This window comes from Larkinella sp. (genome assembly GCF_965227735.1).
In the GTDB taxonomy this organism is placed as follows: Bacteria; Bacteroidota; Bacteroidia; order Cytophagales; family Spirosomataceae; genus Larkinella.
In genome coordinates this window covers 1,379,211-1,393,116 of the sequence record NZ_OZ245776.1, presented here as the reverse complement: position 1 = coordinate 1,393,116, position 13,906 = coordinate 1,379,211, and the positions used below count along the sequence as shown (strand labels likewise).

Here is a 13,906-nt window from a genome sequence, read left to right as displayed (position 1 = left end):
TATAAAGTCTTGATTCAGAGACTAATTTGCGAATAGAGAATTTGTTGATAACTTTCAGAAAAAGAAGATTTAAACAGGAAACCTAACCAAATGGGATAGGCTTCTGGATTCGGGAGAAACGGATTTTTGCGAATAAAAACTAAACAGACACCCGCGAAAGACCGTTTAGGTAAGTAACCGGACAATCTGCTATGAGACCACTGTTAGGAACAAAGGCTAGCCCATCCATGGTGCATATTTCACTCTTGATACTGCGAATTGGCGTAGCGGCCCTCATGTTGACACACGGCTGGCCTAAATTTACAAAAGTATTAGCCGGTAATTTTACCTTTGGTGACCCCATCGGCATCGGTAGTATGCCATCGCTGATCCTGTCTATGCTGGCCGAATTTGTTGGCTCTATCCTGATTCTTCTTGGCTTTCAAACGCGGATAGCAGCCATCATCCTGATGATCAACATGCTGGTGGTCACTTTTTTTGCGCACGGCGCCGATCCGTTTGGGAAAAAAGAAATGCCGTTGCTCTATTTTCTAGTTTATTTTACACTCTACTTTGTAGGACCCGGTAAGCACTCCATCGATGGCCGTACCAATAAAACATGGCCGGGTTGATAGCCTGCAGGGTAGGAGGAAACTAGACTATTTCTTTCGCCATAGATTCGGCAGCAAGCGGTAATAGAGCAAATGTCGCCAGGTTGCCCAATCGTGAGCACCATCGCCCCCTACGTAATAATCGTGCTTCACATTGTGTTTTTGCAAAGCCTCATGTAATGCAACCGCCCGTAGCCCAATCGTGGCTACTTCGCCGGTTCCTTGTCCAACGAGGAGATAATCTACTTTCTTATTGATATCCGGATCATTCAGAAAGGATGCGCTGGCCTGCTCCGTGTTCAGATCCCCGGAACTCAGGCAACCGAATGAACTGAACAAATCCAGGCAATTGAAACCCACCAGTTGCGTGTGTCGTCCGCCCATCGACAAACCCGCCAACGCCCGGCCTTTCGGGGTAGTTTGCGTACGGTAATTCTTATCGACAAACGGAACAATCTGCTTCCGCAATTCCTCTTCAAACAGCTTGAACGTCAATTCAGTATGTTTCGGGTCACTGCGGTGAATCACCTGGTTGTTCGGCATAACAATAATCATCGGAACGGCTTTGCCTTCGGCAATCAGGTTGTCGGCAATAAAGTTGGCCCGCCCGTCCAGCGACCAGGTCGAAGCCAGTTCCCCGCTTCCGCCCAACAGGTATAAAACCGGGTATTTTTTCTTCGGGTTATAACCGGGTGGTGTATAGACGTACAATTCACGTTCGCCCTTGAGCACATCCGAGTGGTACGTGTGGCGGCTTATGGTTCCGTGGGGTACCTGGCGGGCATCGTAATACGCCGGGCCATCGCCGTGAACGACCAACTGGCTGTAGCCGGGCTGGTCCGAAAAACCGGTGAGGGTGTTGTTTGGATCGACCACCGTTACGCCGTCGATAATAAATTTGTAGACGTAAATATCCGGTTTTACCGGACCGACGGTCAGCGTCCACAGCGTATCATTGTCCTTTTTAAACGGAATCGGTTTACTGGCCTTGAGTGCCAGCAGCATCGGGCCGCCGGTTAACTGCACTTCCTGAGCGCGGGGTGCTTTGAGTCGAAACGTTACCATGCGGTCGTCGCTAACCTCCGGTGAGATGACGTTAGCACCAAAGGGATTCAGATTTTGGGTGTTTTTATGCGGATTCCAGTCTAAATTAACGTGCGCTTGCTGCGCCTGAGCGGATGGAAACCGGGTCAAAAACAAAAAGCCCAGAAACAAGTGGAGCGGTAGTGATTTCATCATGGGTAGGTTTACACCCTGTCAGGGTCTACGACTGCTGACAGGGTGTAAAAATAAATAGTGAATATGTAAGGAATAGATAAAGCTTATTTTTTATTTTTTCTCTATGAATTACAAAAAACAACTGGAGGAGTATTTCAAAGAGGTCGACCTACGGTGTGTGTTGGGCCTTTCAATCGACTGCGTGATTTTTGGATTTTATGATAACCAGTTGAAAGTGTTGTTATTACGATGGAAGCAAACCGAGGAGTGGGGATTGCCGGGCGGTTTTATCTACAAGAACGAATCGGTCGATGTGGCGGCTCAACGCATTCTGGAAGAACGCACCGGGATCAAGGAGCTTTTTCTGCAGCAATTTCACACCTTTGGCGAAGACGTGCGGTATAACCGGCAGGAAATCAGCCAGAAACTGAGCTGGCCGGATATCTCGTCCAGACAATGGCCCGACCGCACGGTTTCGATTGGTTATTTTGCCCTGGTCGATTTTTCGAAAGTAACTCCCACCGCTGATTTTCTGACGGACGAATGCCGGTGGTGGGATGTCGAAAAACTACCTTCCTTACTTTTCGATCACAATCATATTGTTACCGTGGCCCTCAGGACGTTACGCGTTCAACTGAGCTGGCAGCCGGTCGGGTATAATCTGCTACCCGAAAAGTTTACGATGCCCGAACTCCAGCGGCTCTACGAAACCATCCTGAATCGACCGCTGGATCCCCGCAATTTTTCCAAGAAAATGCGGGCATTGGGCATCATCGAACGGTTGGAAGAACAACGGAAAGGCGGGGCTTTCAAGTCGCCGTACCTGTTCCGGTTTAACAAAGAAAAATACGAAAAAGCGTTGCAGGAAGGCAATCTCGCTTTTAGCTAAAGGTCAAAATGAAGCGAGCCCGAACGGAGGTTTTCTCGGCTCGGGCTCGCTTCATTTGAACAAAAATCTGCCTATTGTTCTACCGGGCTGAACTTGATACTAACCAGAGAAAGAAGCGGTTCAATGGCTTTAGCCTGGTCGTTTTTGAACACCAGATAGACATCATGGACGCCGTTGGTTTCTTTCAACGCAACTTTCAGGGGAACCGGGCCACGGGGCGTGTAAGAAGGAGCAGCCGCTGTGGTCGATTTTGGCGGAGTCGCAGCACCCGTTCCGGCGGTGGGCGCATTGCCACCGGCGGTTTGAATGGCCGTCGCCGTGGGTGCGGCCCCCGGTGCTCTCGGTTGCGCCACCTCCACGACGGTTTGGCCAATCAGATCACCCGTTGGAGTGTCCAGCCGGATTTCAATCGTTCCGCCGACACTGCCATCGCGTTTCTGAGCCGACGCAATGAGTTCCAGTTGTTTGATGTCGGTTAGGTCCAGTTTCTTATACCCGATATACCCCTTTGAAAAAGCCACCAAACTCACCCCGGCCCCCATGCCCCGGGCTTTGATGTCGACCCCTTTGGTCACTTCGGCATCGGCCGGGCTGACTTCCGGGTTGCGCAGAATTAGCTGACTTTCCGAGGTCTGTGAAGGAATGGTTTTGACCGGCCGGTCGGTATAAGCCGCCCGCACCAGAACCGTCCCTTTTCCATTGTCGCCTTCCGGAATCTTGAGCGCATAACTGCCCTGCGTCGGCAAGGTGCTCAAGGTTTTTTCGGTGCTGTTCAGGATGTATTTGACAATTGCAGCGGCATCGCCCGCCGACATCGCCGGGTGAGCGGGCATCACCACTTCGCCCCAGACACCGCCACCACCGTTGATGATTTTTTTAACCAGTTGACCCGACGCTTCGGACTTGCCTTTGTAACGGTTGGCAATGTCATGGAAAGAAGGACCAACGGATTTAGTAGCAACCTGGTGACAGACTTTACAATCGCTCTGGCCAATCAGGGTCTGGGCCACGGCGAATTGCGTCGAGGCATCAACACTGCGCTGACTCTGAATCACTTCGGCGTAATCGAATCCTTCGGATGTGTAATCGATGCTGATGGCGACCCGCGACGGGCTGATTTGCCCCGATGTTGCGTTCGACCCGGCCAGTTTACCATCTTCTTTATCGCTTACCTGAACCGCGTACTGAATCGGTTTATCCGGAAAGAAAAAGGACTTATTGCCGGTTAAATTCACGGCCACAACGGGCGGTTCGTTGCCCGCAATGACTTTGACCGACTGGCTGTTGCTGGCGCCTTTCGGATCGCTCACCGTCAGGGTGGCGGTATAAACGCCCGGTTTATCAAAGGATACGGTCGGGTTGGCGGTTGTAAACACCCGGGCGGCCCCACCGGCCGAAGCCACTTTCCACTGGTATTTCAGCGCGTCGCCGTCGAAGTCTCTGCTGCCTTCCGACGATAAGGTGATCTGAAAAGGAACCGTACCACCTTTTTTGCTGGCGGTTGCCTGAACGAGCGGTTTGCGGTTTCCGCCGTTGTATTCCAGCCGCACCAGCCGCGAATTGTCGCTTTTGCGGAACCAGTTGCTGCCATATTCCAGCGTATACAAATCCCCATCCGGCCCAAATTTCATGTCGATCGGTTCAACCGGGCGGTAGTTGGGCAGCACCCGTTCCATGGATTTATAGTCGCCGTTTTCGTCCATCGTGATGGCCATAATCCAGCCCCGCGAGAAGTCGGTCGCAATCCATTTGCCTTCATAATAGGCTGGCCACGGACGCTTGGGATCTTTGAAATCAGAGCGGTGGTAAATTGGCCCACCCGTCGCACTGCGCGAACCGCTGCCGACCAGCGGAAACTTCTCCGAAATACCGTATGGATAGTAGATAAAAGAAGGCGCTACGGGCGGTAGTTCCGTTAATCCCGTGTTATTGGGCGAATTGTTAATGAGCTTTTTGGGGTCTTTTTTGTCCAGCGGTTTATTCGTTGCATAATCGAAAACCGGGAACGCCTGATCGTTGCCGACAAACCACGGCCAGCCGAAGTTGCCTGGTTTGCGGCCCTGGTTCAGTTCATCGTACCCGCGCGGGCCAATTTCGGTGTCTTCACCCGCATCGGGGCCGACTTCGCCCCAGTAGAGAAAGCCGGTTTTGCTGTCAATAGAAATCCGCCAGGGGTTCCGGTGGCCCATCGAATAGATTTCGGGACGGGTTTTGGCGCGGTCCGACGGGTCGGTTCCTTTCGGGTACAGATTGCCTTCCGGAATGGTGTAAGAACCGTCGGCTTCGGGGTGAATTCGCAGAATTTTACCGCGTAAATCGTTGGTGTTACCGGCGTGTCCCTGGTCATCCCAACTGGCGCGACCCGGTCGCTCGTCGGTTTGGGCCGCCTGCTGGTTGCCGGTGTTGTTGCCGACGGTCAGGTAGAGATTCCCGGCTTTGTCCCAGGTCATGCCACCACCGGTATGGCAGCATACTTCGCGCTGGGTCGTCACTTCCAGCATCACTTTCTCGGAACTCAGTTTGTCATCGACTAGATTCCAGCGCGTCAGAATGTGCTTCTTTTCGGTTGGATGGGCATAATACAGATACACCCAGTGGGTTTTATCAAAATTGGGGTCGAGCGACAGACCCATCAGCCCTTCTTCGGCTTCGCGTGAGACGCCTTCAGCACTGGTGTATTTGGTGTTGACAGGAATGGTCGCAATCAGGTTGACGGTTTTGGTCGCCGGGTCGTATTTTTTGAAAGCGCCTTTGCGTTCGATGATGAAGGCCGTGCCATCTTTCAGGACTTCAAACACCATCGGTTCGTCTAAATTCTCGGCAATGACGACGGGCGTAAACCGGCTCTCATCCGGTTTTTGATCGTTGGGGTTGTCTTGTATCGTAAACGAAACCAGTCCGATCAGCAACCCGGTATTCAGCAGGATGGAAAGCGGTTTTGGTAAATAGTCTTTATAGTTCATGCTAATTGGTCAGGTATTTTGTGGTTTGTTGTTGAGCAGCGAACGCCATAAAAAAAGTCATTCGTTGCCATTAGAATGTAGCGATTTTCATTAAAAATAATATTAATTAATGAAAATGCGTAAATTCTTTTGACAGGGAATGACTTAAAACTGTGAGCAGGAGCTGCACGGTTTTGAATTACATCGGTTTCGATTTCTTGCCAACCAGTTTCAGATCGAGCGTAAAGGTATCTTCGATGATTTTATCAGCCGCCGTACCGATAACTGCAGCCCGGTATTTGATGTCGTAAGCCAACCGGTTGACAACCAGTTTCGCCGTGGCTTCTACCGCATCACCTGCTACTTTCACAACCGCCGGAAACGTAATGGGGTTGGTGTTTCCTTTGATGGTCAGATCGCCGGTTACGTTGTAGTTGGCTTCTCCGGCTTTGGCTCCCGAAATGGCATCCAGTTTCGTGATTTTAAAAGCAGCCGTTGGGTTTTTTTCGACGGAAAAGAAATCATCGCCTTTCAAGTGGTTCACCACGCGCTCGCTGTTTTTGTTCTCGCTGAGCGTCGTCATGTCGGCGGTAAAGGCACCGGCCGTCAACTTGTTGCCGTTGAAAACGAATTCGCCTTTCGACAATTTGATATTTCCGGTGTGTTCACCGCCTACTTTTTTGGCGTTCCAAACCACGGTGCTCTGTTCGGTATCGACCGCGTAGGTGACGGTTTTGGCGACGACTTTTCCCGGACGTTTATCCGATCCCGGCGTTCCGGCGATGATGGTCAGTGGAGTAGAAGCCAGCATACCCAGGGCTAACAGACCGGCAAAAATTTGCTTCGTTTTCATAAAAAATAGAGAGGTTGGTTAAATGATAATGTTTTAACTGAACCGCACTTTCAGAAGTGTTTACTCTGAAAGTGCGGCAATCGATTTAGGTGTATTCAAGCTTATTTTTGACGGGGACGTCCGCCCGTTGCGCCACCGGTAGCGGGAGCCTGTTGTACGGCTCCACCACCATCGTCACCACCACCACCTTTCTGGTCGTCGTTGTTGATGGTTTTCTTCTTGCGGCCGAAGCTGAATCCGGAACCGTCGAGACTCATTTTACCCAGACGGTAGGAGAAGTTCACGCGAACCCCGGCATTGTACATGCTGTTGACGCTTCGCTGGGTCAGGATTGGCGACGAAGATTCCGAACGCACTTTGAAGGGGTGATTCAGGAAGTTTTCGGCACCGAGACCGATGCTGCCCCGTTTGTTGTTGAAATCTTTCTTGACGCCCAGGTTGTAGAACGCAAAGCTGCCCTGGTAACCCTGCAGATTGATCTGCCGTCCGCGTCCTCCACCGAAGCCCTGAAGGCCCCAGCCGTTTTTCAGCGTAACGCTCGTGAACAACCGGCCCCCAATGACCCAGCCCGAATTGGACGCGCCGTAGATGGCACTGGCATTGTTGTTGGTCAGGTACGTATGGTACAGATCGACACCACCACCCAGTTGCCATTTGGAGAACAGGGTCACATTCGTGAACAAGTTTACGCCGTAGGCCTGCTCTTTTCCGATGTTCTGGAAGGTACTGCTGATGGCCTGCTGATAAACCGGGTTGGCTTCCGTTCCGGTGTTGATCTGCGTCACATCCCGGACACTCGTAATGGAGTTGTTGGTCTGGCGGGCAAACAGCGTTGCATTCATGTAGAATTTCTTGATCTGACCGCTCAGGCCCAGTTCAACGTTGTCGGTGTATTCCGGTTTCAGATACGGGTTCCCCTGGCTGGTGTTGAGGGGGTTGGCCGCGTTGAGGTTGGGGTTCAGAAACTGAATGCCCGGCCGTTGAATCCGGCGGTTGTAGGCCAGTTTAACGATTTTGCCGCCTTTCAGCCCTTTCGACAGGTTCACACTCGGTACAAACACACCATAATCCGGAATATCACTCAAATCGCTGCCCTGCTCGTTGCTGAACTTGGCGTTGATAAACGTGTACTCATACCGACCACCGGCTTTCAGCGTCCATTTCGTTTTGGAAGCGTAGGTATAGGCAACATAGGTCGCCATGATGTTCTGGTCGTAGTTCAGCGTATTGGCTGGTTGGATGGGGCTTATCTGGTAGTTCTCGTTATCGCCGGTTGTCGTAAAATATTGGTAATCGCTGTTGACGTTCCGGAAAATGCCTTTTCCCCCAAATTCCAGCAACTGATTCGCCTTGATGGGTGTTTGATAATCCATCTGCAGGGTCGATTCCTGGTTGTAACTCAGGTTGTCGTTGCGCTGGCGGCTGGTGATGGTTTGCATGTCGACACCATTGAGCAGCTCCGCCACAAAGTTGTTGGTGTTGTTATTGCGGCTGTATAATCCCAGAACGCTGAATTCCTGGTTCGGCTTGTAGGTTTTGGTGTAGCTCACGTTCGCATCGACCGTACCGGAGAGGTTTTTGGTTTCCACGTTGCGACCGGTCCTGGTCGCCAGCAGGTTGATATACGACAGCGTTTGCAGGTTGTCCTGGTAGTTGATCATGTTCCGCATGCCGTAGCGCAGGCTGGCCGACAGCGAGGTGTTTTTGTCGATGTCGTAATCCCAACCCAATTGGTAGTTACCAAACATACCGGCCTGGCGGGTATCGGCGTTCTGAATCGTGGTGGTCGTGCCCAGTTGGCCGATGGTTTGTTGCGTGCTGTTGAAGGCTCCTCTGATGTTGTACATCGCCCGGCCAAAACCGCCGAGGTTGAAGCCCATTTTGCCCTGGCGATAGCTGGCGTTCAGGTTCAGGTTCGAACTCCGGTTGCCCGTGCCGAGATCCATGTTCAGGGTTGCGCCCTGCAGGGTGTTCTTTTTCGTGACAATGTTGATTATCCCGGCCGAACCTTCCGCGTCGTATTTGGCCGAAGGGCTGGTGATGACTTCAATCGACTTGATCATGTCGGCCGGAATCTGCTTGAGCGCGTCGGCCACGCTGCTGGCCACAATCGTCGACGGTTTGTTGTTGATCAGAACGCGGACGTTGCTGCTGCCGCGCAGGCTGACGTTGCCGTCCAGATCCACGCTCAGCATCGGTACTTTCCGCATGATGTCGGCGGCATCGCCCCCTTTGGACGTAATGTCTTTTTCGGCGTTATACACCAGCCGGTCTACTTTCTCTTCGATCAAAGCCGCCTGACCCGTAACGGTTACTTCGTTGAGCAGCCGCACGTCCTGCGACAGTTTGATGACGCCCACGTTAATATCCGACCCTTTCTCAATTTTGATCGGAGCCGACACTTTATTTTGGTAACCAATGAAAGAGTATTGGAGTCGGTATTCGCCGGGAGCAAGTTTGGATAACGTAAATTTCCCTTTGCCATCGGCCGTGGTTCCGTCGATGGGCTTGCCGGTTTTGATGTCGAGCAGGGCAATGGTCGTATATTCAACGGGTTTGTTGGAAGTCGAGTCCATCACCAGACCGGAAATCTTGCCGTTGCCGCGGGGTTTGTCGTCGTCTACCGTTCCGGGAATGAATGTTTTTTCTTTTTCACCATTTCGTTGACCACCGGGCTGTCCCATCCGGCCGCCACCAAAACCACCACCGCCACCGCCCGGAAACTGGGCGAATGTCTGAACGGCCGCCAGACTGCATAGTACTGTAACAAATAGAGAGAGGGAAAATTTGTTCATGATTTCGAGTTCATTAGACAATGAATATGCAAATCAACTATTGTGGGGGGATTCTGGAAAACGAAATAGACTAAGGGCGTGAAAACGTCGCCGGATGACGTCTTTTGACCGATGAATCCAAATGGTATTCTTGCCATGAAGATCAGGACAACTACCCGTCGGCGGTTGTCCTGATCTTCAAATTACCCAATGGAAACCGTCCGGTAGGTCGTGGGGGTTGGCACGTTGGTCGAAATATTGATTTCCTGCGTCCGGGTGTTGGCACCATCCGACACCACCACTTTGTAGATACCGTCGGTTAGGGCACTGATATCGAAGCGGGTACGGAGGGCTTTCTCGTGTTTGCCGAGTCTTTGTGTGGCCTGGGTATTGCCCAGGTGGTCGACGAGCCGGATCGTCAGGTTGGCACCTTCCAGATTCTGAACGATTACGTCAATTTTCATGGTAGACGAAAATGCAATGACCGACGACTCGAAGGGGGCCTGATCGCCCGGTGTGGGGTTGCTGTTGGCGAAAGTAAGGGATGAGGCACTGACCAAAAGAGCGGCAACGATGGAAGCAAATGCGGTTTTCATACGGATATGTATTTTTGTGTGAAATGAACTGATTGGTGGGTTGGTGGCCGGTTTCGGCTGATCAACGATACAAAGCAACAGCGGAAAAAACGGCCCGCAAAACGCGATATACCAGCAAGTTACGGATGTCGACTAAAAGCGTGTTTCAACCGATTAATGCCAAAAACAAACCGGTTTTGTTTCGAAAAGGGGTTCGGAGGTGGCTAATAGGTAAAAATCGGCTATTGGTCGGGACAAGCTGGCAATTTGTCGATTCTTCCCGTCGGTTTTGGCTTTTGCGCCGTATGATTGTAAATCAATTGACACCGTTACCCGTTTGACACTCTTCCTTGATTTCCGTCGAACGATCAATACATAGATACACTTGCTGCACAGATATTTTTTAATAGAGATGGTAGTTGGACAACCTGGTTTCATTTGATACCAGGTTGTTTTGTCGTTTCAGAAGATTTTTGAACCTGAGCGCTTTGCTCACAATCATCCTATCATCCCATGAATTTACTCACGTTACGTCGTAATGTCCCGGTCCTGACGCACGTTCTGGCCTGGGGCTTGCTGGGTTTTGCCCTGCTGGTTTATCAGCCATTGAACTGGGACGTTACGTTGCCCACCTTATTCTGGATCAAACAGGGGATTTACTTCTGCCTGCTGGTCGGTGCCTTTTATCTCAACACACTGGTATTGGTGCCTCAATTGCTTTTCCGCGACAAAACCGGGATGTATGTTGGATCGCTTGTTCTGACGGCGGCCATTGTCCTGATTCTGCTGTTTAGCATCGATACCTGGTTCAATCTTCCGGAGTTGATGTTCAGGGCGTTTCACCCCGAGGGCGGTGTTCGGAAACCCCGGAATATCTGGGGCTGGAGTCAGTCGGTGCTGGTTACCACGTTTTTGATGTTAGGCATCGGCACCAGCATTGCTTCCGTTCAGAAGTGGCAGGAAGACGCCCGGCTGCGGCTGAGTCTGGAACAGGCCCGGGTCAGTTCCGAACTGTCATTTCTGAAAGCCCAGATCAATCCCCACTTTTTTTTCAATACGCTCAACAACATTTACGCCCTGACGCTCCTTGATGTGGAAGCATCGCGGGAAGCCCTGCATCGGCTATCGCGCATGATGCGGTATGTGCTCTACGAAACCGGCAACGATACCACCATGCTGAGCAAGGAAATCGACTTCGTTCAGGATTACATTCAACTCATGCAACTTCGGTTGACGGATAAAGTAACCGTGACGCTCGAACAGCCAACGCCCTTGCAGGATGTACCGGTTGCGCCGATGCTGCTGTTGCCTTTTGTTGAAAATGCTTTTAAACACGGCGTCAGTGCCATGCGACCCAGCCGGATCAGTATTGTTATTCACCAGGAAGGGGCAAAGTTGGAAATGGAAGTGAGAAACACGATCTTTCCCGAAAAAAATCAGTCACTCGAAGTCGGCAGTGGCATCGGCCTTACCAACACGCGTCGGCGGCTTGATTTGCTCTATCCCGAGCGCTATGAGCTTTCGGTGAAAGAAGACACCCCCGAAAACGAGTACCTGGTTCATCTGAACCTGCAACTCACATGACCCTCAATTGCATTGCGGTAGACGACGAACCCCTGGCCCTTGGGTTGGTGTGTGCGTTTGTCGAAAAAACGCCGTTTCTTTCTCTGTCCGGTCGCTACAGCAGCGCCGTTGAAGCCTTACAGGGCCTGCACGATCACCCGGTCGATCTGTTGTTTCTGGATATTCAAATGCCCGATCTGACGGGCATGGAGCTTGCCCGCGTACTGGAGCGGAACCAAACCGGCAGCGCCCCGCGAATCATTTTCACAACGGCTTTCAATCACTTTGCGCTCGAAGGCTACAAGGTCGATGCGCTGGATTACCTGCTCAAACCATTTAATTACGAAGAATTTTTGCGGGCGGCCAACAAGGCCCGGGCCTATTTTGAACTCATTAAACGGCCCGCCATCGCTTTGCCGGTTGTGCCCGAACCGGAAGAAGAATACCTGTTTTTAAAAGTGGAGTACCAACTCGTTCGGATTGCCTTCAATGACATTCTCTACATTGAAGGCCTGAAAGATTACGTGAAAGTGCATTTGCGGAAAGACCGCCCCGAAGCCGTTCCGAAGCCGATTCTGTCGCTAACGAGTCTGAAAGCCCTGGAAGACAAACTGCCTTCCCGGCGGTTTATGCGCGTTCACCGCTCGTTCATCGTCGCATTGGACAAAATCGAGGCTGTAACGCGCAACACCATCCAGATTGGTGCAGCCACCATTCCCGTCAGTGACCAGCACAAGGATGCGTTTAATCAATTCCTGAGCCGCTGGTCGTAGACTCGGCGGTTGCCACCTGGCGTTCGATGGTCGCTTCAACGCCCAGCGTGAGCAGATTGTTGAGCTGTTCGGCAACGGCGTCGGCAAAACCGCTCAGAGGCCGCAGGTCCATCTCCCACAGTGCCGAATCGTCGCAGATGGCGTGAACGAAATTGCGCACCGATGCCGCATCGTGTACATCGACTTTCTGCCACATGTTGAAGAAATATTCGGCGTAATCATCGCGGATGGGGTAGGTGATGATGCCACCGGCGGGTGTAGTCGCTTCGCCCAAATAGGCTCCTTTTTCGAACCGAACAGCCTTCATAAACCGTAAATAAGCGGCAAAACCGAGCACCATTCGTTGCGGCACCTGCTGTTGCTGTTCCACAAACCGCTGAATGGTCGGCAGATTCCGGGCGCGCATTTTGGAGGTTTCCTGCATCGTGATGCTGAGCAGGAGGTGTTCGATATACGGATTGCGGAACCGGTCGAGCACGTCGGCGGCAAACTCGCGCACGGCATCCGGATTTTCTTCCGGAATCATCCACTCGGGTAGCGTCGGCACAATCTCCTGGGTAATCACCTCTTCCACGAAACGACCCATCAGCGGGTGCAGCATCATTTCGTTGACGGTTTCCAGACCGAGCAGATACGCCAGCGGCACGCTGATGGTGTGGCCTCCGTTCAGAACGCGGAGTTTGCGCTCGCGGTAAAAGTTGATGTCTTCGTCGATCACAACACTCGGGTCGGCTTTGGCAAAGGTCAGCACGCTTTTGACGCGGTCGTCACCTTCGATGGCCCACAGCCGATACGGTTCGGCCATGATCAGCAACTTATCTTCATAACCCAGTTCTTCCTGTTTCCGGAGCAGGGTTTCGGCGTCGGGTTTTCCCGGTACAATCCGGTCGACCAGCGAGTTACAGAAGCGAACGTGGTATTTCAGCCACTTCATAAATAGCTTGCCGAGTTCGTTGTGTTTGGCTACTTTTTCGACGATGTCGCGCAGTTTCAGCCCGTTGTCGGTAATCAGCTCGGTGGGAATGACCACCAGCCCTTTGCTGCGGCCACCGCCAAAATTCTTGAATCGTTCGTATAAAAAAGCCGTCAGTTTGGCCGGATATGACTGCGGAGGATTCTGGAAAATACTCTCGGCTACATACTGAATTCCGACTTCGGTCGTATTGGAAATGATGACCTGCAACGACGGTTTTTTGGCAATATCGAGCACGGCTTTCCAGTCTTCCTTCGCCGAAATGACGCGGCTGACGGCCGACACCACCATGTGTTTATCCACCGTTTGCCCTTTCTGAATGCCTCGCGTCACCACCGTATACAAACCGTCCTGTTCGGCAAACTCATCCGTTGCGCCCCCGGTGGATTTCACCACAACGATGCTGCCGTTGAAAATACCCTGCTGGTTGGCTTTGTGGATCAAATAGTCGGGTAATCCGCGCAACAAAACGCCCGTGCCAAATTGCAGCACGCGCTCAGGGTGAATGGTAGCCGGATGAGTTGAACGATTCAGTGGTGTCATGATGATGGATACGTTGCTTGGTTGCCTGGACAGGCGTCAAATGTTACCAGTATTGTGTAAAAGTAAATCCTAAATGAATAGAGCGCAATTTAAGTAACTCTTAACTCATCACTTTTATAGGACTTTCGCATTCTGCCCCGCTCCCCTAAAGGACGGTCGGCCGCTGCCGGACTTGGACGCAGATCAATCCGGATGCTAAAATCCGGCAGCGGC

Annotated in this window: 10 protein-coding genes; 4 read left to right on the top strand and 6 right to left on the bottom strand. The window is 51.8% G+C overall.

Annotated features, from left to right (window positions below):
• Positions 1 to 191: 191 nt before the first annotated feature.
• Positions 192 to 611 (top strand): DoxX family protein, encoded by a 420-nt coding sequence (locus ACO064_RS05535; RefSeq protein ID WP_421826403.1) that lies wholly within the window; start codon positions 192 to 194, stop codon positions 609 to 611.
• 27 nt (positions 612 to 638) lie between these two features.
• Here the strand turns inward: ACO064_RS05535 and ACO064_RS05530 are convergent, their stop codons facing one another.
• Complete coding sequence (locus ACO064_RS05530) at positions 639 to 1,829, bottom strand: esterase (protein WP_421826402.1); 1,191 nt, start codon at positions 1,827 to 1,829, stop codon at positions 639 to 641.
• A 103-nt stretch (positions 1,830 to 1,932) separates the two neighbouring features.
• Between ACO064_RS05530 and ACO064_RS05525 the strand changes: the two genes are divergently transcribed.
• Positions 1,933 to 2,697 carry an NUDIX hydrolase gene (locus tag ACO064_RS05525; RefSeq protein ID WP_421826401.1) on the top strand — a complete coding sequence of 255 codons (765 nt, stop codon included), beginning with the start codon at positions 1,933 to 1,935 and terminating at the stop codon, positions 2,695 to 2,697.
• Between the two features lie 71 nt (positions 2,698 to 2,768).
• Here the strand turns inward: ACO064_RS05525 and ACO064_RS05520 are convergent, their stop codons facing one another.
• The 4 genes from ACO064_RS05520 to ACO064_RS05505 all read right to left on the bottom strand — a co-directional run bounded on the left by ACO064_RS05520 (position 2,769) and on the right by ACO064_RS05505 (position 9,862).
• Positions 2,769 to 5,660: a PQQ-dependent sugar dehydrogenase gene (locus tag ACO064_RS05520; RefSeq protein ID WP_421826400.1), complete on the bottom strand. Its 2,892-nt coding sequence runs from the start codon at positions 5,658 to 5,660 to the stop codon at positions 2,769 to 2,771.
• A gap of 178 nt (positions 5,661 to 5,838) precedes the next feature.
• The gene (locus ACO064_RS05515; RefSeq protein ID WP_421826399.1) at positions 5,839 to 6,492 is read right to left on the bottom strand and encodes a YceI family protein; all 654 of its coding nucleotides are present in this window, start codon (positions 6,490 to 6,492) and stop codon (positions 5,839 to 5,841) included.
• A 101-nt stretch (positions 6,493 to 6,593) separates the two neighbouring features.
• Positions 6,594 to 9,287 carry a TonB-dependent receptor domain-containing protein gene (locus ACO064_RS05510; RefSeq protein ID WP_421826398.1) on the bottom strand — a complete coding sequence of 898 codons (2,694 nt, stop codon included), beginning with the start codon at positions 9,285 to 9,287 and terminating at the stop codon, positions 6,594 to 6,596.
• A gap of 182 nt (positions 9,288 to 9,469) precedes the next feature.
• Positions 9,470 to 9,862 (bottom strand): hypothetical protein, encoded by a 393-nt coding sequence (locus ACO064_RS05505; protein ID WP_421826397.1) that lies wholly within the window; start codon positions 9,860 to 9,862, stop codon positions 9,470 to 9,472.
• Positions 9,863 to 10,354: 492 nt separating this feature from the next.
• Here ACO064_RS05505 and ACO064_RS05500 point away from each other — a divergent pair, with 492 nt between their 5' ends.
• On the top strand, positions 10,355 to 11,425 hold the full coding sequence (locus ACO064_RS05500; protein ID WP_421826396.1) for a sensor histidine kinase: 1,071 nt from the start codon (positions 10,355 to 10,357) through the stop codon (positions 11,423 to 11,425).
• A complete protein-coding gene (locus tag ACO064_RS05495; RefSeq protein ID WP_421826395.1) occupies positions 11,422 to 12,177 on the top strand; it encodes a LytR/AlgR family response regulator transcription factor in 756 nt (251 codons plus the stop codon). Before ACO064_RS05500 ends, ACO064_RS05495 begins: the two co-directional genes overlap by 4 nt.
• Here ACO064_RS05495 and ACO064_RS05490 read toward each other — a convergent pair.
• Positions 12,149 to 13,693 carry a tagaturonate reductase gene (locus tag ACO064_RS05490; protein WP_421826394.1) on the bottom strand — a complete coding sequence of 515 codons (1,545 nt, stop codon included), beginning with the start codon at positions 13,691 to 13,693 and terminating at the stop codon, positions 12,149 to 12,151. The genes ACO064_RS05495 and ACO064_RS05490 overlap by 29 nt on opposite strands.
• Between the last annotated feature and the right edge of the window lie 213 nt (positions 13,694 to 13,906).